The sequence below is a fragment of the Dictyobacter aurantiacus genome, assembly GCF_003967515.1.
Lineage (GTDB): Bacteria > Chloroflexota > Ktedonobacteria > Ktedonobacterales > Ktedonobacteraceae > Dictyobacter > Dictyobacter aurantiacus.
Window position 1 is genome coordinate 2,943,783 of record NZ_BIFQ01000001.1, and the last position, 23,677, is coordinate 2,967,459.

The 23,677-nt window shown below is 53.0% G+C and carries 19 protein-coding genes and 1 tRNA gene; 7 read left to right on the plus strand and 13 right to left on the minus strand.

Annotated features, from left to right (window positions below):
• Window positions 1–100 precede the first annotated feature (100 nt).
• Window positions 101–892, plus strand: coding sequence for a class I SAM-dependent methyltransferase (locus tag KTT_RS11845; RefSeq protein WP_126596169.1), 792 nt, complete (start codon window positions 101–103; stop codon window positions 890–892).
• Between the two features lie 32 nt (window positions 893–924).
• On the opposite strand, the gene KTT_RS11850 is transcribed toward KTT_RS11845, so the two are convergent.
• Both KTT_RS11850 and KTT_RS11855 read right to left on the minus strand, forming a co-directional pair.
• Window positions 925–1,719, minus strand: a complete 795-nt coding sequence (locus KTT_RS11850) for a DUF1838 family protein (protein WP_160145810.1) — start codon at window positions 1,717–1,719, stop codon at window positions 925–927.
• A complete protein-coding gene (locus KTT_RS11855) occupies window positions 1,707–2,462 on the minus strand; it encodes a hypothetical protein (protein ID WP_126596171.1) in 756 nt (251 codons plus the stop codon). Before KTT_RS11855 ends, KTT_RS11850 begins: the two co-directional genes overlap by 13 nt.
• A gap of 920 nt (window positions 2,463–3,382) precedes the next feature.
• On the opposite strand from KTT_RS11855, the gene KTT_RS11860 reads away from it, so the two are divergent.
• Window positions 3,383–4,201 carry an SGNH/GDSL hydrolase family protein gene (locus KTT_RS11860; protein ID WP_160145811.1) on the plus strand — a complete coding sequence of 273 codons (819 nt, stop codon included), beginning with the start codon at window positions 3,383–3,385 and terminating at the stop codon, window positions 4,199–4,201.
• A gap of 131 nt (window positions 4,202–4,332) precedes the next feature.
• Here KTT_RS11860 and KTT_RS11865 read toward each other — a convergent pair whose 3' ends face one another.
• The 4 genes from KTT_RS11865 to KTT_RS11880 form a co-directional block, all read right to left on the minus strand.
• Entirely contained in the window at window positions 4,333–5,247 is a 915-nt protein-coding gene (locus KTT_RS11865; RefSeq protein ID WP_126596173.1) for a DMT family transporter, read from the minus strand.
• Between the two features lie 285 nt (window positions 5,248–5,532).
• Window positions 5,533–5,604 (minus strand) — tRNA-Thr (locus tag KTT_RS11870).
• A gap of 131 nt (window positions 5,605–5,735) precedes the next feature.
• Window positions 5,736–6,740 (minus strand): tyrosine-type recombinase/integrase, encoded by a 1,005-nt coding sequence (locus KTT_RS11875; RefSeq protein ID WP_160145812.1) that lies wholly within the window; start codon window positions 6,738–6,740, stop codon window positions 5,736–5,738.
• Between the two features lie 36 nt (window positions 6,741–6,776).
• Window positions 6,777–7,382 (minus strand): hypothetical protein, encoded by a 606-nt coding sequence (locus KTT_RS11880; RefSeq protein ID WP_126596175.1) that lies wholly within the window; start codon window positions 7,380–7,382, stop codon window positions 6,777–6,779.
• Between the two features lie 167 nt (window positions 7,383–7,549).
• Between KTT_RS11880 and KTT_RS11885 the strand changes: the two genes are divergently transcribed.
• The 3 genes from KTT_RS11885 to KTT_RS11895 all read left to right on the plus strand — a co-directional run bounded on the left by KTT_RS11885 (window position 7,550) and on the right by KTT_RS11895 (window position 10,689).
• Window positions 7,550–7,783 carry a hypothetical protein gene (locus KTT_RS11885; protein WP_126596176.1) on the plus strand — a complete coding sequence of 78 codons (234 nt, stop codon included), beginning with the start codon at window positions 7,550–7,552 and terminating at the stop codon, window positions 7,781–7,783.
• A 1,088-nt stretch (window positions 7,784–8,871) separates the two neighbouring features.
• Window positions 8,872–9,702, plus strand: a complete 831-nt coding sequence (locus KTT_RS11890; RefSeq protein WP_126596177.1) for a helix-turn-helix domain-containing protein — start codon at window positions 8,872–8,874, stop codon at window positions 9,700–9,702.
• Window positions 9,703–10,290: 588 nt separating this feature from the next.
• On the plus strand, window positions 10,291–10,689 hold the full coding sequence (locus KTT_RS11895; RefSeq protein WP_126596178.1) for a response regulator: 399 nt from the start codon (window positions 10,291–10,293) through the stop codon (window positions 10,687–10,689).
• 59 nt (window positions 10,690–10,748) lie between these two features.
• Here KTT_RS11895 and KTT_RS11900 read toward each other — a convergent pair whose 3' ends face one another.
• The 5 genes from KTT_RS11900 to KTT_RS11920 all read right to left on the minus strand — a co-directional run bounded on the left by KTT_RS11900 (window position 10,749) and on the right by KTT_RS11920 (window position 16,561).
• A complete protein-coding gene (locus KTT_RS11900) occupies window positions 10,749–11,612 on the minus strand; it encodes a DUF2785 domain-containing protein (protein ID WP_126596179.1) in 864 nt (287 codons plus the stop codon).
• Window positions 11,613–11,796: 184 nt separating this feature from the next.
• On the minus strand, window positions 11,797–13,227 hold the full coding sequence (locus KTT_RS11905; RefSeq protein ID WP_126596180.1) for an amidase: 1,431 nt from the start codon (window positions 13,225–13,227) through the stop codon (window positions 11,797–11,799).
• 236 nt (window positions 13,228–13,463) lie between these two features.
• The gene (locus KTT_RS11910) at window positions 13,464–14,975 is read right to left on the minus strand and encodes a sensor histidine kinase (protein WP_126596181.1); all 1,512 of its coding nucleotides are present in this window, start codon (window positions 14,973–14,975) and stop codon (window positions 13,464–13,466) included.
• The gene (locus KTT_RS11915; RefSeq protein WP_126596182.1) at window positions 14,972–15,649 is read right to left on the minus strand and encodes a response regulator transcription factor; all 678 of its coding nucleotides are present in this window, start codon (window positions 15,647–15,649) and stop codon (window positions 14,972–14,974) included. Before KTT_RS11915 ends, KTT_RS11910 begins: the two co-directional genes overlap by 4 nt.
• 150 nt (window positions 15,650–15,799) lie before the next feature.
• Complete coding sequence (locus KTT_RS11920) at window positions 15,800–16,561, minus strand: pentapeptide repeat-containing protein (RefSeq protein WP_126596183.1); 762 nt, start codon at window positions 16,559–16,561, stop codon at window positions 15,800–15,802.
• 465 nt (window positions 16,562–17,026) lie between these two features.
• Between KTT_RS11920 and KTT_RS11925 the strand changes: the two genes are divergently transcribed.
• Both KTT_RS11925 and KTT_RS11930 read left to right on the plus strand, forming a co-directional pair.
• Window positions 17,027–19,432, plus strand: a complete 2,406-nt coding sequence (locus KTT_RS11925) for a serine/threonine protein kinase (RefSeq protein WP_126596184.1) — start codon at window positions 17,027–17,029, stop codon at window positions 19,430–19,432.
• A gap of 366 nt (window positions 19,433–19,798) precedes the next feature.
• The gene (locus KTT_RS11930; RefSeq protein WP_126596185.1) at window positions 19,799–20,071 is read left to right on the plus strand and encodes a hypothetical protein; all 273 of its coding nucleotides are present in this window, start codon (window positions 19,799–19,801) and stop codon (window positions 20,069–20,071) included.
• 43 nt (window positions 20,072–20,114) lie between these two features.
• On the opposite strand, the gene cydC is transcribed toward KTT_RS11930, so the two are convergent.
• The gene (gene cydC / locus KTT_RS11935; RefSeq protein ID WP_126596186.1) at window positions 20,115–21,887 is read right to left on the minus strand and encodes a thiol reductant ABC exporter subunit CydC; all 1,773 of its coding nucleotides are present in this window, start codon (window positions 21,885–21,887) and stop codon (window positions 20,115–20,117) included.
• The gene (cydD, locus tag KTT_RS11940; RefSeq protein ID WP_126596187.1) at window positions 21,884–23,632 is read right to left on the minus strand and encodes a thiol reductant ABC exporter subunit CydD; all 1,749 of its coding nucleotides are present in this window, start codon (window positions 23,630–23,632) and stop codon (window positions 21,884–21,886) included. The genes cydC and cydD overlap by 4 nt, the downstream gene beginning before the upstream one ends.
• Window positions 23,633–23,677 lie beyond the last annotated feature (45 nt).

Genomic DNA, 23,677 nt, shown 5'->3' on the forward strand with positions numbered 1-23,677 from the left:
TCCTTGCAAGGATAAGTGTTTGCATAAGGTGTATTAAGCTTCTCAAGGTCTTAAAGTTCTCAAGGTCTTAAAGTTCTCAAGTTCTTAAAGGGAGGGATTCATGCAGCCTAAACCTGCCCATCTTGGTCTGAAGTACGCGGAACAGTTCAAGGATAGCAGCATTGTTGACGTCTATCATCATCGACCACAGCACTCGGACGAGGCTATTACTGTGTTGCTGTCATTGATCAGCGATGAGCCACGCACGATCCTCGATGTAGGATGCGGTACTGGCGTACTTGCACGGAGACTGGTCAATGCTGTAGAGCGGGTCGATGCGGTCGATTTTTCACAGGCTATGCTCGACAAAGGGAGGACTCTGTCAGGTGGAGATCATCCTCAACTCAACTGGATATATGGTCGGATGGAAGATATCACCCTGAGCCCTCCTTACACGCTGATCACGGCCGGAGAGAGCCTGCACTGGATGGAATGGGAGATCGTCATGCCGCTTTTTCAGCGTGTGCTGACACTTCATGGCTACCTGGCCATCGTCGGGTGTGAAACGGCGCCCAATCCCTGGGATAAAGATCTGCTGGCTCTTATTTCACGCTTCTCGACCAATCGTGAATTCCAACCATACGACCTGTTGGAAGAGCTAGAGCGTCGTCAACTCTTCCAACAGGCTGGCAGCAGGAGGACACGGCCGGTTCTGTTTATGCAATCAGGCGAAGATTACATCCAATCCATCCATTCGCGCAACGGCTTTTCTCGGGAGCGCATGGGCGAAGAGGCTGCCAGCGCCTTTGATGCCGCCGCTCGCGCCCTGCTCACACCTTTTATGCACGATGGATTGCTACCCCTCTCATCTGTCAGCGAGGTCACATGGGGAAAGCCGATCGGTGCTTATTAGCACACGTTAGAGAAGTGTTTGCAAAAGGTGTATCAAGCTCCTTTTTGCTCCAGGTATTTCTTGAAGTAGGTCCAGGAGGTTTCGTTGGGGCGCGTAAACTGGTCGGGGGCGTGCAGATATTTGGGTTGGCGCTGCTCAACATAGCCACGTACGTCCGCTGGTAGCGCCTCATATCCGTCGGTCACCTTATAGCCGCTGCACTGGTAGAGCAGATTGCCGGGGCGATCGGCCATCTCCATCCATGGCAGCCACGGACCCAGGCGTGTCCACGAGATTTCGCAAGGGATCGAGTCCAGGTCAGGATTCTCCAGTTCGCTGCGACTGAAGAAGAACTGGAACATCTCTGCTCCCTGGTAGAGATCGCTCTGGGAGTACTGCGGATACTGCGTGCGTGGCAGGGGAGAGGGATAGGCCAGCATAATATCTATACTCGCGCACAGACGATCTTCACCGACCTGTGTGATGGGGAGCGTGAATTTCCCATATGGGCCATCCACCATATATTGCTGGTTGACCGGATCATTCCAGACATGAATGACCTTGACCTTTTGTTCGGTAAAGGGATTCTGCCACTGCTCCAGAATCTCGCCGCTGGCGGGATTTTTATAGAGCGTAACCTCGCGCATCAGGTGCTGGTAGCCGCCCTTGATCTCTATGCAGCGGCCAACGTTATAGCCCTCAATGGCAAATAGCAGGCGGTTCCTCTGTCCCGGAATGACGCTATAGACATTGCCGCTCCAGGCAAAAAATATCTCATCGGGCTTGAGCGATGATCGTACTTTAACATATGCCCGTAGGAGATCCTCTGGTTGTGTTAGATCCAACATATATTCTTTTTGCATCTTCCTATTCTCAGCAATTCTTTCCATGCGTGGGCCGCCACCAGTTCTTCCGCGTGATCGGCGCGCAGAATCGCCTGTTCTACGCTGCGCGTCCCCATCCAGTTGACGATGGCGATAACGATCAGCACCGCCGCCGGACGTACCAGCCAGATAACCACTTTACTGGTCCCTTTAGCGCTCTCGATATCCGCTGCATGATGCTGAACCAGCAGGTTACAGAAAATAAACGCGATGGCGGCAAGTGTAAAGGGGAAAATAAACTTCCTGGGGATGAACAGGCTACCCAGAGCGATCGGGTAGACAAAAAAGTCATATGTCGGGAAAAGATCGACCGCTGAAGTGGTATCTGGTGTAAAAGCGATGACAAATATGATTGAGAGGATCATCGCCGAGACCAGCAGCACTGCCGATGTCTGCGTACGGCCGGTACGATTTAAAAACGCCAGTAGCCCCAGAAAGGCGGCAAATACCAGCACAAAGATCACACTCATAAAATGGAGTGAGGCCACAGCCATAATTAAATCGAAGACAACAAAAAATGCGATGACAAAGATAAAATAGCCGGTGAGCTCCGCTTTACGCATCTTTTCGCGTAGCTGTGGGCTCGCCATTGTCTGCTCATTGCGTGGAGGAGACGCCAGGTTTAGCCACCACCCCCAGAATCCTATGCGCTCCTCAAAAAGTTGAGCCACCGTGTTCTGCCCGGGTAGCATGGATTGTGCATTCATATTGCACGCCTTCTTTCCATTGCGTTCCAGATCCTTCTAAAGATAACAGCCAGAATCATATAGTTATCACGGTTTTTTTCTTACTTATATAATTACACGTCTACCACTTATGCACTTTTACAGGCGTTATTGTTATACTATCTGCTATAGAATAGATGCGTTTCAATGAAATGTCAAGCAAAAATGTATTCTTTTATGCAAAAAATACTTTTATTGTTTAAAGAGTTACTAATGTTGTAACTCCCATAAGGGTTTTGATTTATTAATCTCAGGTAGAAAATGATGGTGCGACCGGGCGCATTCGCGCCCGGTCGCACCATCATTTTCTACCTGAGATTAATCTGGATTTTTCAAAAATGCGGAAAAACTGATTACACGGGGTTCACAGGGGCGGCGAGCTCCCCTGCTCCTTCCGCAATAGGAGCGAGGTTCACAGGGGCGGCGAGCTCCCCTGCTCCTTCCGCAATGGGAGCGAGGTTCACAGGGGCGGCGAGCTCCCCTGCTCCTTCCGCAATAGGAGCGGGGTTCACAGGGGCGGCCAGCCCCTGTGGGGGGTCCAGGGGTCTCCCCTGGCTTCTTCCCTCTGTGGTGCCGCCGCAGGCGGCACCACAGAGGGAAGCACTGACACCCTTTGAAAGAGAAAATAATATGTACAACAGTTTTCAACATATGAATACAAAAATGTAAATCTTAGTAAATTCTGTTGTAAATATTGCTTATTATTGAAATAGAACGCCTTACTTTACAATGTTATAGTGCATTTTGATACCCTAAAAGCTTGAAATTTTGTGCTTTTATATTTATACTATAAAATAGATGTGCACGATCTCCCTTCTCCTCGCAACTGTTACCACTTTAACAGCCTTTTTTTTATTGCCAGACTAGTATATTTTTTCAAGGAGGAAAATATGCTCAAAGGCATGGCGAGGTTTCTTCTTCGCATCGCTGCACCGATCGTTCTCGTAGGTAGTCTCTTTTTTTTCTCCGTCCCATCAGTGTTCGCAGCTACTCAGGCGTCGCTTGTAGGTCCTAAATCTCATTATCTGGCGCTTGGCGATTCGCTGGCCTATGGTTTTCAGCCCAACTTCAATTTTAGCCATGGGTATGCGGATGATTTTTATGCAGATCTCAAGGGCCACGGAACTACAAGCTACGCCAATATGGGGTGTCCGGGCGAGACCACCACGTCGATGATCAATGGTGGTTGTTCGTTCTCGGTTTTGCGCAAGTTCCCGTATATTGGCTCTCAACTTAATGCGGCAGTGTTATACCTCGAACTCAATCCTGGGAGGGTTAGTCCGGTAACGTTAGACATCGGCGCTAACGATATGCTTAAAGACATCAATACATCAACATGTACAGTCAGCTCGACGTGGGAGAGCGATCTGGCAACGGTGGATGCGAATCTGAGGCAGGTGATCTTACCAAAGCTAGCCAGCGCCATGACGGTGAATGGCCAGCGTAGCGGTGATCTCTTGTTGATGAATTATTATGACCCCTATCAGAACAAGTGCCCGGGCGAACTGCCATACGCCCTGGAGCTCAACCAGCATCTGGCGGCGGACGCCAGTGGCTACGCGAGCCTGGTTGACGTGTTTTCGCCTTTTGGGGGTGCAGCGACCCCTAATCCCAATATCTGTGGCTACACATGGATGTGTAGTTGGTTCCACGATATTCACGCTACCTCGACTGGTTATAGTGTTATCGCCAATGCGTTTGAGCGGACCGCTGGCTACTAGCCATAATTGCGCGGTCGTCTTTTCTGGTAATGCAGCCATGTAGTCAGTATCAACGTAGCTATGTGCGACCCGGTCAGACCAGCGAGGAAGTGGCGTGCACATCTGGCCGGGTCGCGTCCTCCCTCCCAACGTTATTCCGTTCCGCAGGCTTCGGGTTGTGGGGCGTTGCGTATGGTGAAGAATGGGATGGAGCCGGTTGTAGAGATCCACGATCCCAGGATGATTAAGAGGAATCCGGCGATGGTGGCGATGGTCAGGGGTTCTCCCAGGATCGTCACGCCGAGGAGTACCGAGACAGCTGGATTGACATAGGTAATGACCGTGCCGCGACTGGCCCCGACTTCGGCGATGAGGGCGAAGAAGGTTGGTAAGGCCAGGGCGGTGCAGATAACGCCTAGAATGAGCAGACTGAGTAGTACGCCCAGGCTGGGTACGCTGCCAGGGAGCCGCGTCAGAACTAATGGCAGTAACACAATGGTGGTGACGCTGCACTCTCCCGCCGCCACAGCGATTCTGGGCAACTCAACCAGGGGACGGCTCTTGAGCATCAGGGCCCCGATCGCGTATCCAGTGGCCGCCAGCAGGATCAGTATGGCGCCAAACCACAGCTGCCGGTCTCCCCCCACGTCAAAGCCCAGTAAAACCACCAGCCCTGCCATGCCGATCAGTAGTCCAACCAGGCGCAGCCCATTGACACGCTCGCTCTTATCGAAGCCCAGCGCCAGTACAGCAACGATCAGTGGGTTGGCTGCGATCAGCAGGCTGGCAAGGGAGGATGAGACATGCTGTTCGCCATAGCTGATCAATAGAAAGGCGCCAACCATATGGATAATGGCGAACAGCAGGACCACTGGCCAGCGCTTTAGCATGGGCCGTAGCGTCTTCTGCTGAGCCGTCATAGGCAGTAAGATCATGGCCGCGATCGCGGCCCGCGCAAATACTACCACAGCCGGATCCAGTTCGCGTACAGCGATCTTAATAAAGAAGTAAGGAATGCCCCAGAATACCGAGATGGCGATAAAGAGTAGCCAGCCTTTGCGTGTCATGGTTTCTCCTGAATATTGTCAAATCATATAGTGCAAATATTTATATTGATGTGTCTACCAATATAGAATATGGCTGAACTTAAGACAAGAGCCAATTTGAGTGGTCACCATCATGCCATTATTGAGAAGGGGTAATTTGAGGACCAACTTTCATAAACTGCCCGGAAAAGATATACGGTTCTTAGAAATTTGACGCTTGGTGGCAACGTGGTAAGGGGTCATTTTGAGGTTTACTGCTCTGCTTTTGAGCTTGTTAGAGGGCGGCTGTCGCCAAAAATAAAAAAGAGCCGAAGGTCAGGATTGAACTGACGACCGACGGTTTACAAAACCGTTGCTCTACCACTGAGCTACTTCGGCTGAATCTGTAATCTCTCGATCACAGAAAGCAGTATACACCGACATTTATGAGTTGTCAACACTTTTTTCTGATCAATTTTTATCCTCCTTTTTAAACTAACCGTATATCTCTAGAGCCTCTTTTACAAAGATCAGTCACCCCATTTTTGAACTTTCTTTTTGAATCCATTGTTCTGTTTACCCAGGTTCAAAGAGGAAACAGGTGAATGTTTAGATTGACCCTGCCTAGCCTCTCTACTCACAAAATCCTTGAGATAATTTTCAGTGACCAGGACACTACTATGACCCAGGATAAGCGACAGTTTATAGACCTCGCCACCATTCTCTAAAAACATACGAGCAAAGGTATGGCGGAATGTATGAGGAGACACACGCACACCAGTTATCCCGGCCCTCTTTTCAACCTCCTCTAACATCTGCTCAACACCATAAATCGTGAGATTTTCACCAAACAGATTTATAAAAAGAGTCTGGTTTTTATCGTCTTTAGCGTGCCTATGCTGATGTATATATTTCCAGAGATATTGAGCAACATCAGAACTAACACCGACCTCGCGCTCTTTACGGCCCTTGCCCAGGACTTTAATAAACGCATCGTTCATCACTTCCAGGTATACACGATCCAATGTAAGCCCGCATAGTTCTGATACTCTAATGCCAGTATCCAGCAGCAACAAGATGATAGTGTAGTCCCTAAATCCTATCATTGTATGAGTATTGCAAGCCTCCAACATCATCCTGACCTGGTCGGAGCTAAAAGTCTTGATTACATACTTACCAACTTTCGGGTTCTCCAATTTGAGCACAGGATTTTTTGTTATAAGCTCCTCTTTTACGCACCAGTTAAAGAAGCCCTTAATGACTTGCACATAGCCCTTTACTGTCAGATCGCTAACAGTTGTATCGTCCTTAGTCGGCTTGTTAGGATTATTAGCGTTAGCCTTAGTTCCTTTCATAAGCTCAACAAACAAACGCAGATGAGTTACAGTTACTTCATCCAGCATAGTCACCTCATACTCTTGTTGGAGCACCATACAGAAGTGTGCTAACTTCTGACGATACCATTCAACTGTCTTGTCAGAGCAATTCATTTTACGACTGAGTAGATAACCCTTGACTGCATCGGTAAGCTTCATACTTATCCTCATTCCCTTCTAAAGAAGACTACGATCTTACTTTCGACCGGCCCGACGGCGGCCAGCTGGCAGGGTTGCTTGAGACTGATGAACAGCAGGAGTGACAAGGAGCGGAGCCACCAGAGCGGAGAGCATCACCATTCCGGCCTGGGCGTCATCGCGTTGTGATGTCGCCAGCGCAGAGAGCCAGCCTACCAACTCACCAACCCGATACGAGAGCGGTACCTCCAGGTGAAGCTCGACATCGGGAATACGCACCACGCTATCCAGGTAGTGAAAAATGGCATGCCGTGAGAAATGGCGAGGAGTACGCACCACCTCTAAGCCCTCGTCATCCAGGGTATACATATCAAAGCGATACCAGAACCGGCCCACTGGACGCGCAGCCAGGAACACCGGATCACGTTCAAACTGTGAGAGTTGCGGAGGCAACGGCAGATAGCGCGGCTGACTCTCTATAACTTTCCTCACTTCCAAACGCAGGAGCACAGGAGCCAACTTTTCACAGACCCGGTAAAATCGCTGATCATCCTGATCCAGAATATCTCTAGCAATATTTTCTATTGCCTGTATCGCTTCCTTATTTCCCTCGTTGGCTCGACGAACAAGCTCTAGAAGCGGAGCGGGAAGACTTTCTACCATAGAAACCACCTTTCCACAAAAGAGAAGAATATAACTGAGAACAGAGAGAATGTATTTCGCACCCCACGTGTTACTGGTTTCGTGGGGTGCTCTTGGTTGATGTAATTGCACAGTAAGGCGAACACATGTATACTAGAGGGAGAGTTAATGCAAGTAGGAATAGAATAATGCAATGGATGCGAAAACTGACACGCAACATGATCGTTATGATCCTCAAATGGTTTATCGTAGGGCTGATAGCTCTTCACATTTTGGAAGAATTGATCTATCCGAAAACGCCAAAGGGAATAGGAAGCGTAGACTTTTGGATATTGATGGCTATCATGTTGCTTGGATTTGCCATAGCTCTGTTGGAGCTTGTTGCCTATCAACAGGCACGAAAACAGAAACGCTCTCATTGAGAAACACCGCGAAGTGGTCTTGCGGCTAGCGTCTCCACCCACTCCGCGATGTGCTACGCATTCCATGCCGAGGCGAGAGGATATACTGAGGAGCGTACGAGATACCCCCTCGCCTCGCCATTCCAAGCCTAGCACATGCTTCGGGGTAGAACGCTTGCTTCGCACCGCCGCAGTGCGGGCGTGATCGTCGTCGAGCGTTGGGGTACGTGCCTCGGCTCCTGGATGCCTGAGGGCTGTTTCGGCGTACGTTTCTTTTCGCATGGTTCGCGTTGGGCGGGTCGAAGAGTTGGGCGCGTGGCGCGTGGCGCTAAAAGATTGATGAGAAAAGAGCCAGGAGAGAAAGAGAGAGGCAACAGGAACGCTGCAGCTGATAGCTAGCGTTTCTCTATGCAGCGTGAGGCGTGCAGGCGTGCAGGCGTGCAAGAAGCAGCCAGGGCGAAGAGGTCGGGCGACCAGGCGAAAGCTATCCCGGCCAGGCGCACCATTCCAGAGAAAAGCGAGATACCCGACGTTGAAAGTCGGGCGTTGAGAATGAGGAGCCAGGCGCATAGATTTTACAGAGAGAGCAGCTGGAAGGCGAACCATTAGGCGTCTACCTCTCGCTGACCGTTCAACACTTCACACAGGCGCAGAGCGTCAGAATGACGAGCAAAGGTTACGGGCCGACCTGTACGGCGTCCATAATGAAGGCTAATCCCTCTCTTATCATTTTCGGTGTAGCAATACATCACAAAAAAGAGGTGACGAACACGGACAGGATAATATCTCTCGACTACATATGATTGAGATATCGGAGCAGAAACAGCCAGTACAGCCTCTAATGCTTGAATGCGGTTAGGAGCTAAATCTAACATGTGCATGACCCTTCTGTGTAAGATTGTGTTACCATCGAAAATGTGAATGTGAACTTCTATAGGAGAAATATATCACACCTATTTTTGATTGTCAACATTTTTGATGTTCACATTGAAAACCGTATATCGCTAAATCACATTTGTGAAAGTTGGTGGTTGTGTAATTTCACATTTGTGGTAGAATTAGATCAGAGCACATATATCACATTTACATTATTGAGGAGGCCTAGAATAATGCCAAAGCTCAGCGATCGTTACTATACTGGACGAGAGGTGCAAAGACTGTTAGGTATCACGGAGCCAGCGCTTAGGAATCTCGTGAACCAGCGCAAAATTAAAAAAGTCATCCCGCCAGGAAAGCAGTATGGTGTATACCTAAAAGCAGAGGTAGATGACTATGCAGAAAGGTGGATGGCATTCTTAACAGCCAAGGAGCCACCTAAAACCACATTTGAAATAGCGCAACTATCCGACATGGACATGGTTTATGACGTTGCACTACGAGCTATCGGTCCGACAATGAACGCAGAGTTACGGCGGTCCTGGCTGGAGAAGAACCCGGAAAGCTGCTATGTTGTAAAGCACAACGAGAAGGTAGTAGCATTCTTTCACCTTTTACCTTTGCAGGAAGAATGCTTAATGGACTTTATGGCAGGTAAAATCAGAGGTTGGAATATCACAGCCGACAAAGTGGAAACGTACGAGGAAGGTAAAGCCGTCAGCTGCTTACTGATCATCGCAAGTGAGCCAGATCTAAATGATACAACGAGAATGCACTATGTGTCTGTCCTCTTGAGAGGTATCAGACGCGAACTGGGGAAGCTTGGCCAGAGAGGTATTATATTCTCCAAGTTCTACGCCACCAGCGAGACACCTACAGGTATTGCAATGTCTATTCACGCAGGTATGCAGGAGTATGGCAAGCGACTCAACAAGAGATTAACGTTTGTTCTGGACCCTGAAACGTCAACTTCTTTTCTGCTGATTGACTACAAAAAAGGCTTAAAAGAGTGGCAAAAAACTCATAACCAGAACCGTAAAAACCGTATATCACCAGCTAAATAACAAACAAAAACACCTGCCTTAAAAGCAGGTGTGAAGCTCGTTCGTTATATATTTTAGCTGATGCTACAGCTTACAAAACCGTTGCTCTACCACTGAGCTACTTCGGCTGGTGTTGTGGTCTCTCGACAACAGAAAGCAGTATACACCGACATTTATGAGTTGTCAATACTTTTTTGTCAATTTTTATTTTCTTTCCCGGCCAGATCTTTATTTATAACGTGTCTTACACTCATGATCATCGCCTGCGGCACTCCTGAGCATTCGCACCTACGGTGCTCACGAGTCCGTTGTGTGTTGGTGCATGGAGTGCGCATCCGCACAATGCATGCACCAACACACAAAACCAGCGCGGCTACGTAGTGGACGCGCGTGCGGGGGCGCTCACGTGCCCATATAGTGACGAGAGTCAGACACATCCTTAGATATCTTGCCGGTATGTTTTACCGGTCGGTAGCTGGTCGCGTGATTTCCTCAGTAAAAACTAATGTAAATTGAGCAATTTGGCGAAACCCCATGCTTTCACCAGCCGTATCAACCTTGTTAGAATAATATTCGTGATGTTTATAGCGCTGGGGGGGATTTCTAACTATGCAGAATTTACAAGACTTCACAATCATGAAGGAATATAATATACAGGATACAATATTAGTGGTAGAGGATGATCATAGCATTGGTTCTTTGCTTATTGATGCACTTGAGATGGAAACTCCATACAATGCTGAGCTGGTAACCGATGGTTTTCAGGCCTTAAAGGCTGTACGAGAACAGAAGCCCTGTCTGATAATTACCGATTATCGCTTATCGCATATGGATGGTCTGGAATTGTGTGATCGCATGCATGCCATGCCTGAGATAAATGACATACCAGTAATATTGATGAGCGCGTACCTTCCTGCCAATGAGGCGTGGAAGCGTAACGTACTATACCTGCAGAAGCCATTTGAATTGGATGACCTTCTAGATACCGTTGAGAAATTACTAGGATAGCGATCAAGATGACAACTTTATATCACAGAAGAATAAAGGGTGTCTTTGTCAGACATCCTTTATTCTTCTGTTGATCTTTTGGCTTCCAGATACACCTCATCCTGGTTATATAGTGTTGCTGAGATGCGCTCGGTAACCACTGGTGCCATGTTATCCCAGTGCAGTAAGAAGTACAGGCTACGCAAGACATTTTTGGCGTTGGTAATGCGCGTCCATGATATGACATCCAGGTCGCGTGAGATGGTGCACATATTGATCCATTCAGCGATAGCGTTATCACTGACCTGGTGTCCCAGAATAATATGATAAGGGATCTTGGCCAGGCGCAGATCTTCCTCATGGTAGAGCGGCTCGTCCAGAGTCGCTAGCTTGCTGACAATTCCTAAAATCTCCCGTCGATCTATGCCCGTGGCGTGTGGATGTTGGGCGCATTCATCCAGGGCATCCGCCAGGTGAGCCATGGCATGTGCCCAGCCTTTGCCCTCAACATAGCCACGCCAATCCTTTTCCTGCAGTGCATAATGGAACAGCTTTTCTTTGACCATGGTAATTGTGGCGCTCGATAAATGCGCATTGGGCGAATCGTTAAAGAGGATCGAGGCTATGATCAGACTGGAGAAGCTGCGCATGAAGACCGAGTCTGTACCGATTTCTCCGATCTGGTAAAAGAGATGATCCCGGTCAAGCGCCATATTGAGGAGCTCTTCTAGCTGTCGCGGTGTTAATTTCTGTTGGCTGATAATACCTGCTGCCAGAATAATAGAGCTAAGGTCGTCTCTCAACTCGGGATCGGGAGAGGCGAGATTAGCCAACAGGGCCCGGGCAAAGCTAAAGTGATCAATGCCGTCGGGGATCTCATAGTTGTTGGTGGCGATAGCCTGTAAGTAAGCTTTATTGGTAGCTTGTACCGTTACATCTTGCATGAGGGCTCCTTATGAATACCATGTTCATATTACATACGGGCTACATGTCCTCTACGGTGACAGAGTTAAGTCTATTGACGCAATTGAGGGGATGGGGCCTTGCCTGGTGGAAAAACGTATGCTTGCTACAAGTTTTTCTCCACCAGGCAGCTATTATGAGCTCTGTGGACGTAATTTCTGGTAATCAGGCGTTTTGATCGGTTCGGGTGGACAGGGGACGCTGGTGCCAGTCGGTCATCTGCTGGTAGGCATGTACGATGCGCAGCACGGTGGCCTCTTCGAATGGCCTGCCCGCTACCTGGAGGCCGATGGGGAGTCCCATGGCGTTAAAGCCAGCTGGAAAGGCGACGGTAGGAAGACCCGTCAGGTTGAATGGCATAGTGATGCGCAGGTAAGCGGCGGCGGCATCCTCTGTCTGGCCTTCGATCTCGACGGTTTTGCCGGCCTGGTCAAGCGGGATGGCGGGTGTAGGAACGGTGGGGAGCACCAGGGCATCGACACGCTGCATAAGGCTGCGCAGGCTACTGGCAAAGATCCGCCGTTCGTGCTGGGCGCTCAGATAATCCACCGCCGTGATGCGGCCGCCCTCCTGTAAGCGGGTGCGTACCAGGTCGGTGTAAAGCTCGCCATGGGCAGGATACCAGCCCTTCTGGATGTGGGCCAGCGTAGCCTCGGGCTTCTGGATGGTGCGATAGAGATCCATGGTCGGGCGCGGTAGCTCGACGTTGATCAGCTCTACCCCTTCTTCCTCCAGAACGCGGCAGGCAGCCTTCCAGGCGAGTCGGACCTCGGGATCGAGAGGATCGACAAAGGCATCCTGTGGCACGCCCAGACGCAGTCCCTGCAGTGAGAGCGGTCCCCGGCCCTCGGCCCCCTCGATCAGGGTGCTCGCCGGACGGCTGGGTGGACCCGAGACGCTATTGGGATCGCGGGGATCGTATTTGGCGATGGCATCAAAGATGATGGCGCAGTCTTCCGCGCTACGTGCCAGGGGCCCCACATGGTCGAGCGACCAGCTCAGCGGGATGACACCGTGGCAGCTGACGCGCCCATACGTCGGCTTGAGTCCGGTAATGCCGCAGCAGGCGGCGGGAATGCGAATCGAGCCCCCGGTATCGGTGCCGATAGCGCCCAGCGTCATGCCTGAGGCCACCGCGGCGGCTGAGCCACCGCTTGAGCCACCGGTGGTACGCGTATGATCCCAGGGATTGCGCGTTGGCGGCGCGTAGGGTCCATAGGCAAACTCAAAGGTGTTGGTGGTGCCGATGATGATGGCGCCTGCCTTGCGCAGTTGCTCAACCACCATCGCGTCTTCGCTGGCGATATTCTCGGCCAGCACCTTCGAACTGGCCGTAGTGGGAATACCCTTGATGGCGATCAAATCCTTGATAGCGATCGGGATACCATGCAGGGGACTGCGGTAGAGCCCGGTGCGTAGCTCGCGCTCAGCTTGATCCGCGTCCTGGAGCGCCTGCTCATGTATTACCGTTACGAACGCCTGGATCTCTCCATCGGTCGCGTCAATCTGTTCTAGCGTCTCTAAGACCAGTTCCGTAGGGGTGATGATCCCCGAATGAATTTCGTCGGCGGCTTCGCGTATGGATGTGTAAGGCATCGTTATCTACTCACTCACTTTTGCATTGTCTTATGTATGATGGTCAGGGTGAAAAGCCCGTAAGCTTTATTGTATCTCAAAGGAAACGATCCCCGTAGGTTCGGCCCTCGCGGCCGATTTTTCCTCCACGTACGGTTATGCCCGCCGAACGTGAAACAACAAACATGGCGTGTTTAAGCAACATGATTGGATAGGAATGAAAAATCGGCCGCGAGGGCCGAACCTACGGGGGTCATTTATCTCCTGGCTTTTTCACGGCTTCCAATCAGCACGCTCTCTTTAGGAGCGGCTTCGATAGCGCGTGGCAGGCTGACTGTAAAGGTGCTCCCCAGGCCGGGCTGGCTCTCTACCGTGATCGTCCCGTGATGGGCCTGCACCGTCCAATCCACAATGGCCAGCCCCAGGCCGCTGCTCCCACCGGCGTTGCGTACACGCGCCTGGTCGACGCGGTAGAAGCGTTCAAAGATATGCGCCAGGTGTTCCTGGTCGATTCCGATGCCGGTATCTTTGATGGTCACGACGGCGTTGGTAGGAGTCGCGCGGACGCTCAGGGTGACCGAGCCGCCGGGATTGGTGTAGATGATGGCGTTATCCAACAGGTTCATGATCATTTGAATCAGCCGGGTTTCATCTCCCAGGACCGTCACGGGCTCGAGCTGTGGGCGGTGGATGGTTACACCGTTTTCTTCAGCGATGGTGTCGGCGTTGGCGGCCACGACATCGGCCACCTGGTCCAGGCGCACTGGCTCATGCTCTAGCTTGATCTTTCCCTCGTCGCCACGAGCCAGGGCCAGCAGATCATTGATCAGGCGACCGAGGCGTTCAGCCTCGATATTGACGTTGCGCAGGACCGAGATATATTCTTCACGCGTGGAGGCGTGGAGTAGTGCCACATCGGTTGTGCTGCGGATAACGGCGACCGGTGTGCGCAGCTCATGCGAGGCATCGGCGACAAAGCGGCGCTGCCGCGAAAGGACCGTATCCAGACTCTCGATCATTTCATTCAGGGTGACGGCCAGGAAGTACACCTCGTCGCGGGCCGCCGGGACCGGAACGCGCTGCTGCAGATCCCCCTCCTTAATAGAGCGGGCCGTACGGATCAGGTTATGAATGGGGGCGAACGCCCGCGAGGCCAGCCAGTAGCTGCCCAGGGCGCTGAAGAGAAGCACGATTATACCCATGATCAGGAGCTCTTCGGCTACGTGATGCAGCATATCCTGTAGCTCGCCCGTGAACTGCCCCACCTGGACAATAGCGATCAGCTGCCCATCTGTATTGACGGTGCGGCTATAGATGCGTGCATTCTCATGCCCATCCAGCGTTTTCACGGTAGCCTGCCAGGGTTTCCCATCCAGGGTCTGGGTTACGCTGCTGGAGGGTACACGTAGCAGGTGAAAAGCCGGCGTACTACGAAACGGCTTGCCATGGGCATCCAGAACACGTACCAGGATATCATCATTGACATCGCTTGCCGTCAGGGGACGGTTCGTGGCGTCATGATCAAAGCCTGGTAGCTGACTGACCGATTCATGCATCTGGATGGTGCCATTTTCCATGTAGATCTCACCAGCGATCTGTTCGGCGCGGCTCTGCAGCGCGCCATCCAGACTGCCGGCCAGCGAGGTCTGCAGATGTCTATAGAGGAAGGCGCTGGCGATCAATAAGAGAATAGCGAAGACGCAGGTGAACCAGAGGGTCAGTTGTAAACGGATGCCCAGCGGCCAGAGAGGTTTTTTGATCAGTTTCATAGGGTCGGCTCCTTTAATTGATAGCCAGAGCCACGTACAGTATGAATGACATCTGGTTCACCAGCAGCGCACAGCTTGGTGCGCAGATAACGAATATAGACATCGATAACATTAGAAAGATGTTCAGCATCATAGTCCCAGACATGTTCCGCGATCATATCGCGGCTCAGCACGTGGTGTGGATGGCGCATCAAAAAATCTAATAATGCATATTCTTTGCTGGAGAGTGTCAGGGGACGATCTCCACGCTGGACCTCGTGGGTGCGCGTATCGAGGGAGATATCCATAAAACGTAGCACCGGCGCCTGCGGTGTCTGATCGCGGCGCAGCAGGGCACGTACGCGCGCTTCAAGTTCCTGGAAGGCGAACGGCTTGGTCAGATAGTCGTCCGCGCCCATATCCAGTCCTTTGATGCGCTGGTCTACTTTGTTCAGGGCTGTAAGAAAGAGGATCGGAGCCGTTTGCTGGTGCTCGCGTAGTTGCTGGCAGACTTCCCAGCCATTAAGGCCGGGCAATAATACATCCAGAATAATCAGGTTGTAGGGAAACTTGTATGCCCGCGCCAGAGCTTCTGGTCCCGTAGCCACTAGATCAACATAGTAATTATTATTTTCTAAACCTCGTTTGATATCTGGTCCCAGGGTGGGATGATCTTCGACCACTAAGATATGCACGCCAACGCTCCTTCGTAGAGTAACGATGTGATTCCTCTATTGTAGATATAGCCACAGTACCTCTACATTACCAGAGAAAAATGAGTTAAAGATGAAGTTTTATAGATCTTTCGAGTATAGAATTTATCGCACCACAGAACAAGAAAAACATTACCGGTGTACCGTCCCATCGGGCATGGTGGCACCGCGTAACGAGCGTATCTTCGCGATTTGGTCGGCGGTCAGTCCAGTGGCATCGCGCAGATTGGCGCCGGACAGGTTGGCTCCAGTTAGATTGGTATTGTGCAGATCGCAGGCATGCAGATCGGCTTTGGATAGATTGGCGCCCGCGAGATTGGTGAACGTAAGGATGGCATCGCTGAGGACGGCCCCATGCAGATCTGATCCGCTCATATTGGCGCCGACCAGGTAAGTGTCGCGGATATCGATCTGTCCCATATGGGCATTGCTGATATCGACATCTTGCAGATTGAGCACGACACTATCATTGCTGACCAGTCGGGTCTGATAGATGAAGCGCATCAATTCCGCTTTGCGGTCCGCATCCATGCGGCTAAATGCCTGTCGCGTCAGAGCGTCTGCGGCTACTTTGGCCGGGTCGGAAACCTTGCGCTTCGTCAGCAGTTGATCGTGCACCAGCAGGTCGGTAATCTTATTCATATAGTTTTGTAGAATCGTCTCGCGCTGTTGTTCATGGACCAGCTGTACCTGAGAGTTCTGTGTTTGCTGACTGAGCATACGAGCGTTCTGGGCCTGGAACAGATTGGTGAACACAAAGCCGAGACAGACTACAAGGATGAGCAGCAATATAAGCCAGCGATTCCAGTCTTGATTGCCTCGCTGACGTTCTCCCTCGGGCATACTTGAAGGTTGTAGGGGGGGCTGTGTGTCTTCTGTTGTTGGATGCTCCATTCTGACCACCTATCTTTCTGGAGTAGCGTGCAGAAAAATGTCCCATTGCTGATGTTTCTTTTATCATACGCCACACATGCTATTCTGTGAAGCAAGAACAGAAATAAGTATTAAGGTCCCTTTATCTGATGCCGGGGCGCGCCCTCGGTACTCCCCAAGCGGGAGGTGCAGGAGGGCGGCTAGCCCTCCTGCCGGGGTGTGGGGTGTCCCCGCACCCCGGCAGGGAGGCCCCTGCACCCCTTAAGTTAACGCCAATGGGGCGTGCCCCGGCACCAGATAAAGGGACCTTAATACTCATTGTGGAATCAAAAGGTTGCTAGCGCTTGAAACTCATGCTACTATTGAAAGTGAAATACATCATGAGTGTGTTGTATGCTCCGGGTCTGTCTCGGTTGAATGTGTCAGGTGCGAACGGCATGGGTTGTGGAGACGGGTGATTTTCGATCATAGAATGGGGTGGATTGCATGGGGCCAGGTGAGATGGTCGGTCTGCGTTTAGGACATTATCAGATTACGCGCTTAATCGGGCTGGGAGGGATGGCCACGGTATACCTGGCCCGCGATACCTATCTGAATCGCGAGGTCGCCCTCAAAGTATTTAAGTCGCGCGAAGATGGGCAGGATTCGTTTTTGCGTCGTTTCGAGCGGGAAGCTCAGATCGTGGCGCAGTTGGAACATCCCAATATTTTAACGGTCTATGAGTATGGTCGCTATAATGGTATGGCCTATTTTGTGATGCCATATCTCTCTTCTGGTTCACTACGCAACTATTTGCAGCGGCAGCAGCGACTCTCACCGCGCGCGGCCCTTGATCTGCTGACCCCGATATTGCGCGCCCTACAATATGCCCACGACCGTGGCTTAATCCATCGCGATATCAAGCCGGATAATATGCTGTTCAAGGCGGATCACTCGTTGGTGCTATCGGATTTCGGCCTGGTAAAGGTGTTGTCGGATGAGGAAGACGCCGGGATGCTGGCGAGCTTCGCGACCCATACCAATAGCATTATGGGAACCCCCCAATATATGTCCCCGGAACAGATTCAGGGGAAGGCGGTTCCCGCCAGCGATATCTATAGCCTGGGGGTCGTGTTATATGAATTGCTGACGGGCCGTGTCCCCTTTATCGCTGATACAGCCATTCGGGTATTGACAATGCATCTCTATGAGCCGCCACCATCGCTATGCGCGTTCAATCCCGGACTGTCCGAGGCTCTGGATGAGGTGGTGTCGCGATCACTGGCTAAAGATGCCGCGCGGCGCTACCAGCGTCCGCTTGACTTCCTGTATGCGTTGACGCGGGTCGTTATGAGCGAAGATGCCGGTCCGGCCTTTTTACCGCCTTCCAGCCAGAATGTGGTTATATCCTCACCCAGCCTTGAGGGGGTCTGGTTCTCCGATGCTGCCCTGGTACCGGGCCCCGGTGCCGTCGCGGAGTATCGCTCACCTGCTCGTGAGCCGCTGCAGCCGGGTCCCTGCTCACCGTCGAAGCAATCACAACTCAGCACTGCCGTGCTGCCCGCGACGATCGCGCGCTACGCGGCCAGGCAGCAACAAAGAACGCCCCATGCCTCGGCTAGCATTGTACCTGTCGTTATCTTTTTAATCCTGCTGGCCTTGATTCCCCTGGGCATCCTCTGGATCTGGCCCACATTGACGAGCGGCCATGGGGGAGCCCACCCACGGTCGGGTATGAGCTTAGCCGCGACCGCCTCAACCGTTTCAATGCACACAACGAGTTGTCCCGCCGAGGGACGTGCTCGCCCGGCCGTGCTAACCCCTCTGACGCATGCATCCTCAGCCCCCCATCAAAGCCTGATCTATCTGCAACAGACCTCCGCTGGTGGAGATGGCGGCAGCGCTTTTATGCGCTACGACAGCGTGACCACCCGCAATATAGTGATTAACCAGTTGCCGGGAAAACATCTCGGGCAAGCCCAGCTCTCGCCCGATGGGCAATGGATCTTGTTTGTCGCTATCACCGCTCAGCAGAGCCTGCTCCAACTGGTACGTATTGATGGCAAATTTCTGCAGACGCTCTACTGTGTTCCTCTGACGGGTGAGACCGGGTCATCAATCAAAGATATATATTGGTCTCCATATACTTACGCGGATGGCGCGCATATACTGTTTTCGATTGAAAATGGATCGCGCTTTTATCAATTATGGCTTGCCAGTGGGACCATTGCGCTAAAAATGGTGACGCCGGAGGGCTATCGGTTGATCGGCTGGCATGATGCCTGGCATCTCTACCTCCGTGATCCCAACAGCAATCTTTACCAGGCTACCCTCCTGAATGGCCGGGAGGAGGCTGACAGAGGCGACCTGCGCCGCATTGCCCTGGCTACCGGCACCGCTTGCGATGATTACGCGATTGGGAGTGATGCTATGGTGTATGTCAGCCATTGCGCGGGCAAGCCGGTGGATTGCCTGCAGTGTGGATCTTTTGTAAGCGGGTCTAGCAGCATTGGTCGTTTGGGAGAAGATTCCCCTTTTTTTGTCGACCAGTTTCTGGCTGTATCGCAGATCCACAGTGCGCAGCAGCGCATTCTGGCCGTATCCCAGGCCGAATATCCCCAGCCCGCCAGGCCGAATGGCCTCTGGCTGATCGATGTCTCCGGCGCGCAGGCTCCAAAGCTTTTGTGCGCGGTTGATACGAGGGCGAAAAGTGCCACACTCAACGAATCCTCGCAGGATAGCTGGTCCAATGTTTCGCGTGACGGTCTGCTGTATGTCCTTAAAACCTCTACCCTGCATGCTCCTCTCGTTGACACCCTCTCTATTGGCAGCCTGAATAACGATCACCCGACGGTGGTTGCCATGTCATCTTCCAACACCACTCTGACCGTAATCGGCTGGACCGATCGCTGATAATAATCGGAGGCGAGCTCCGAACCTATTGGGTGCAAAAAGGGGGAATTATCGAATTTCTGGGGTTTATATGGTAATATGCCAATATATGATGTTATTTCTGTAGTAGCGCAACAGGAGCGCATTCGCGCTCCTGTTGCGCTACTACAGAAATAACAGTGCGGCCGCGCACGCCTTTGCGCATCCATGGTGCTCAGCAACTATTTTTAAGTTGGTGCATGGAGTGCGCGAAAGCGCACTCCATGCACCAACTTAAAAACCAGTGCGGCCGCGTATGCGGACGCCCGTGCGGGGGCGCTTATGTCCCCCAATGAGAAGTAAAAAAACACATCCTTAATGGATAGTTACTGCTGCTGGAGAAACTTGATGGAAGAAAAAAGCGTCAGGGAGACCCTGCTGGAGATTCATCAAAGTCTGAAGCCGCTGGCGGAATTGTCGGCCGCGATTATTACGCAGGCGGAACTACAGGCGTACACCGAAAATCTGTATAATCAATTGGTGCAGGTTGCCTATGATGGGATCAGTTATCTAAAGAAATTAGAGGTGGGCCAGATCGTGACACAGGAAATGGTAAACGAAAGGGATGCGCTACTGGCACGTGCCCACCGCTTGATTCTGGATGCCCCAAACGCCCATTAATCTGATTCCGTGCCGGTGCAGGGACGTGTTTCGTGGGAGTGTTTTATGCTTGGATGGGAGTGTTGGCGCTCCCATGTTGCTGCTGCCACATCCTCCGGTAGAGCCCCTTTTCTTTGAGCAGGGAGGTGTGGCTGCCGCGTTCAACGATCTGGCCGCGCTGCAACACCAGAATCTCATTGGCCATCTCCATTTCGACGAGGCGGTGGGTGACCATGATGGTTGTACGCCGCTGGCGCAAGGCCTTGATGGCATCCAGTATCGCTCGTTCGGTGATGGCATCCAGGTTGATGGTGGGCTCATCCAGTACCAGGATGGGCGCATCCTTGAGAAAGGCGCGGGCGATGGCGACCCGCTGGCGTTCACCGCCGCTCAGGCGCAATCCCTGCTCCCCCACCCGGGTATCATAGCCGTCGGGCAGGCTCATCACGAAATCATGCAGCTGCGCCTGGCGGGCGGCTGTGATCAGCTCCTCTTCGCTGGCACCCTTACGTGCGATCAGGATATTCTCGCGAATGCTGGTATTGAACAGGTGCGTATCCTGTTCCACCACGCTTACCTGCTGATAGAGATCATCCTGCTGATAATTCTGCAGTGGGAAGCCACCCACGCTGATCTTGCCTTGCTGGTAGTCCCAGAAGCGCAGCAGCAGATGGGCCAGCGTAGATTTGCCGGAGCCGCTGGGACCAACCACCATCAGGCATCTGCCCTGTGGAACCGTGAAGCTAACGTCCCGCAGAACCTCGGGCTCACCGGGAGCATAGCGGAAACTCAGGTGCTCAACCCTGACCTCTTGATTGATCGGTGTGGGCGATGGGGCCGCTGGATTGCTGACGGCCGGTTTGGCGTCCACGACCTCAAACAGGCGCCGCGCCGCTTCCAGGCTGCCGCCAAGTTGCTGGAAGGCCGCCGGCAGCGTCATGACGCCCTCGAAGCTGGCCAGCGCGCCCAGTACCAGCACGGCCAGGAAGATACCGTTCAGGCTTCCCTGGTGGACATAGGGAATGGCCACCAGCAGCATGGTCCAGGCCGTCAGGTTCATCAGCAGATTGCTTAGGCCGCCCTGCATCCCGCTGACATAGGCCGAGGTCATCTGCAGCCTGCGTAGCTTCCCGTTCAGGGTCTGGATATACTGTGCCTGGCGCTCTTCCTGACCGAAGGCTATCAGGTCGGCGATGCCCTGGACGCTATCGACTAGCTGCGATTCCAGTTCCGCCTGCGTGCTGACTATCTCGCGGCTGACGCGCCGTCCCAGTAGCTGCGCCAGCCAGGGTACGCCGATGGCGGCGATTACATAGAAGACGATAAAGATCAGGCCAAAGACGATACCGAAGCAGCCGAAGAAGATCCACATCAACACGCCGATGACCAGGGCAACCAGCGGCGGCGCCAGCACGCGGGTATAGAAGTTTTGCAGGGTGTCGATGTCTGAGACCGCGCGCCGCAGCAGGTCCCCACTGCGCAGCTCGCTCTGCTGACCGCCTTGCTGCTCGAGCAGGTGCGCCGGTATCAACGGCTCCAAAGCGCTGTAGAACCAGACGCGCAGCCGGGCCAGCAGGCGGAAGGTCGCGCGGTGCGACACCAGGCGTTCCAGATAGCGGAAGCCGCCACGCGCGATACCAAAGAAGCGTACCCCGACGATGGCGACGTTGAGGGCCGCCACCGATGGATGCAGGGCCGCCATCGAAATGAGATAGGCCGAGGTTGTCAGTAAGCCGATTCCACTGATGATGGTGCATGAACCGAGCAGGGCCGCCAGCAGCATCCAGTTTCTAATCGGCCAGGCCAGTCGAATCAGGCGACGCAGAGTGACGTTCATACAACTGCCTCCTCATCTTCATAAGCCCTGATCAACGCCTGGTAGGCGGGCGATTGCGTCAGCAGCTCCTGGTGGGTTCCACGCGCGATTACCTGTCCATCCTCCAGCACGATGATAAGGTCCGCACTGCTAATGGTATGCAGGCGATGGGCGATGATCAGGACAAAGTGATCGGGGGCGACGTGGTCAATGGTGCGCAAGACCCGGGTCTCGCTCTCGGCGTCCAGCGTCGATGTGGCCTCATCCAGCAGCAGAATGGGACTTCCCTTGAGCAGGGCGCGTGCCAGGCTCAGGCGCTGCAGTTGTCCTCCACTCAGACGCGTGCCGCGCTCGCCGATCGGCGTTTCGTATCCCTGTGGCAGCGACTGGATGAAGTCGTGCAGATTGGCCATGCGTGCCACCTCGATCACTTCATCCATGCTGGCCTTCGGCCGTCCCAGGCGAATGTTTGCCGCCACCGTCGTATTGAATAGATAGGGGCGCTGCGGCTGCCAGGCGACCAGCTTACGCCACGCGGTCGCGCTAAACTCGCGAATGTCGCGCTGATCGGCCTTAATGCTTCCTCCACCGGGCTCAATGAAGCGCAGCAGCAGATTGGCCAGCGTGCTCTTTCCGGCTCCACTGCGTCCAATGATGGCCACCTTCTGGCCGCGCTGGATGGCGAAGGAGACGCCGCGCAGGGCCTCGTGGCGCTGGCCGTCCGCATCCCGATAGGCGTAGTGCACATCGTTGATCAGTAGCGTCTGCCCGATCTTTGCCTCCTCCTGCACGCCGGTCGTTGTTTCCGGCGTCGTCGGCGTCTCCAGAATATCAAAGATGCGCTCGGCCCCGGCCGCGCTGTTCATACTGGCATGGAACTGCGTGCCCAGGTTGCGCAGGGGCTGATAGAACTCGGGTGTCAGCAGCAGCACGAAGAAAGCCTGCTCAAAAGGAATATTGCCGTAGAGCAGGCGCAGTCCAATCTCAACAGCGATGATGGCATTGCTGATGGTCGCGCCCAGCTCCATCACAAACGAGGAGAGGAAGGCCACGCGCAGCACCGCCATTGTGGTATCCCCATAGCGATCGCTGATGCGGCGAATCGTCTCCTGCTGAATCTTGTTGCGTCCGAACAGCTTGAGCGTGGTCATCCCTTGCAGCACATCCAGAAAGTGCGCGCTCAACAGACTCATCTGGCGCCAGCGGCTCTCGGTCATGGCGTTTGCCTGCAGACCGATCAGAATCATAAAGACCGGCAGGATCGGCCACGTCACTAGCAGAACGATACCGGATAGAAGATCCGTTGAGAAGACCACAATCAGGATCGCTAGCGGAATAATCATGGTCGCGCAGACCTGTGGAAAGAACTGGTTAAAGTAGGCGTCCAATGCTTCCACCGCCTCGGTGGTCGTATTGGCGATCTCACCGCTGCGCTCGCCGCGCACATACATGGGCCCCAGCCTGAAGATATGTCTGAAGAGGCGCAGGCGTAGATCGCTCTTCACCGTACCGGAGACGCTATTGGTGGCGATATCGTTGCCCCAGATAACCGCCGCCCGCGCCAGTAGGACCGCCAGCAAGATCAGCAGGGCGCCCATCACCTGGACCAGGCTCTGCTTCCGCAGGAAGACCGCGTTGATAATCGCAGCGATCGAGTGTGATTGCAGGATAATGAAAATGGCGCTCAGCAGGCTGAGCGCACCCACAATCAGCACATAGATGCGCATAGTCTTCACATATTGCAACAAGCGTTTATTGATCTTCATAACAACCGCACCCGCTCACGGGCGCCCCCCTCGCGAACCATAAAA

What these genes read in the sequence shown, in the direction of transcription:
- KTT_RS11860 (WP_160145811.1), top strand. Translation starts at nt 3,383, where the DNA reads ATGGCGAGGTTTCTTCTTCGCATCGCTGCACCGATCGTTCTCGTAGGT.
- KTT_RS11865 (WP_126596173.1), bottom strand. Translation starts at nt 5,247, where the DNA reads ATGACACGCAAAGGCTGGCTACTCTTTATCGCCATCTCGGTATTCTGG.
- cydD (WP_126596187.1), bottom strand. Translation starts at nt 23,632, where the DNA reads ATGAAGATCAATAAACGCTTGTTGCAATATGTGAAGACTATGCGCATC.
- KTT_RS11880 (WP_126596175.1), bottom strand. Translation starts at nt 7,382, where the DNA reads ATGGTAGAAAGTCTTCCCGCTCCGCTTCTAGAGCTTGTTCGTCGAGCC.
- cydC (WP_126596186.1), bottom strand. Translation starts at nt 21,887, where the DNA reads ATGAACGTCACTCTGCGTCGCCTGATTCGACTGGCCTGGCCGATTAGA.
- KTT_RS11930 (WP_126596185.1), top strand. Translation starts at nt 19,799, where the DNA reads ATGGAAGAAAAAAGCGTCAGGGAGACCCTGCTGGAGATTCATCAAAGT.
- KTT_RS11875 (WP_160145812.1), bottom strand. Translation starts at nt 6,740, where the DNA reads ATGAAGCTTACCGATGCAGTCAAGGGTTATCTACTCAGTCGTAAAATG.
- KTT_RS11895 (WP_126596178.1), top strand. Translation starts at nt 10,291, where the DNA reads ATGCAGAATTTACAAGACTTCACAATCATGAAGGAATATAATATACAG.
- KTT_RS11845 (WP_126596169.1), top strand. Translation starts at nt 101, where the DNA reads ATGCAGCCTAAACCTGCCCATCTTGGTCTGAAGTACGCGGAACAGTTC.
- KTT_RS11925 (WP_126596184.1), top strand. Translation starts at nt 17,027, where the DNA reads ATGGGGCCAGGTGAGATGGTCGGTCTGCGTTTAGGACATTATCAGATT.
- KTT_RS11885 (WP_126596176.1), top strand. Translation starts at nt 7,550, where the DNA reads ATGCAATGGATGCGAAAACTGACACGCAACATGATCGTTATGATCCTC.
- KTT_RS11920 (WP_126596183.1), bottom strand. Translation starts at nt 16,561, where the DNA reads ATGGAGCATCCAACAACAGAAGACACACAGCCCCCCCTACAACCTTCA.
- KTT_RS11890 (WP_126596177.1), top strand. Translation starts at nt 8,872, where the DNA reads ATGCCAAAGCTCAGCGATCGTTACTATACTGGACGAGAGGTGCAAAGA.
- KTT_RS11900 (WP_126596179.1), bottom strand. Translation starts at nt 11,612, where the DNA reads ATGCAAGATGTAACGGTACAAGCTACCAATAAAGCTTACTTACAGGCT.
- KTT_RS11855 (WP_126596171.1), bottom strand. Translation starts at nt 2,462, where the DNA reads ATGAATGCACAATCCATGCTACCCGGGCAGAACACGGTGGCTCAACTT.
- KTT_RS11905 (WP_126596180.1), bottom strand. Translation starts at nt 13,227, where the DNA reads ATGCCTTACACATCCATACGCGAAGCCGCCGACGAAATTCATTCGGGG.
- KTT_RS11910 (WP_126596181.1), bottom strand. Translation starts at nt 14,975, where the DNA reads ATGAAACTGATCAAAAAACCTCTCTGGCCGCTGGGCATCCGTTTACAA.
- KTT_RS11850 (WP_160145810.1), bottom strand. Translation starts at nt 1,719, where the DNA reads ATGTTGGATCTAACACAACCAGAGGATCTCCTACGGGCATATGTTAAA.